Annotated in this window: 1 protein-coding gene; it reads right to left on the reverse strand. The window is 77.3% G+C overall.

The features are described from left to right. Positions 1-96: 96 nt before the first annotated feature. Positions 97-475, reverse strand: a 379-nt coding sequence (locus V7E46_RS33725; RefSeq protein WP_333771952.1) for a WYL domain-containing protein, incomplete at its 5' end; no start/stop codon positions are given.

Raw genomic sequence — 475 nt, forward strand, 5'->3', positions numbered from 1 at the left:
CCCCTACCCCGCACACGAAAGGCCTGACCGCCCAGGCCCGAGCCCGGCCCGGCCGCGTTGCCGGGGGCGGACCGCGCAATCCCGCCCCCGCCCCCGTCAGGCCGGGTCTTCGGCGAGTTCGGACACTCCGGTGATGCGGTGGATGGCGAAGGTGCGGACCTCGTCCGCGGTGTGGTCGTAGGCGGTCACGTAACCGCCTTCCACGCGGACCGGGGCGATGACGCGCTGCGTGGCGTTGCCCTCGGCGTTGACGTAGCCGATCCAGAGGGACTCACCGGTCAGGACGGCGGACTGCATCGTCGCGAGGGTGTCGGCCGCCGGGGTGCGGGGGAGGCCGGGCGGCGGGTCGGCCGGGGCGCGGTGGACGGCGGTGGCCGCGCGGTCGCCGGCGCGGATGGCCTTGACGGCGAGCCCGAGCAGCGCGGTGTCGGGGACCGGCGGCCCGTCGGGTACGGGGACGGGCGCCGCACGGGGC

This window comes from Streptomyces sp. IBSBF 2435 (assembly GCF_036815005.1).
In the GTDB taxonomy this organism is placed as follows: Bacteria; Actinomycetota; Actinomycetes; order Streptomycetales; family Streptomycetaceae; genus Actinacidiphila.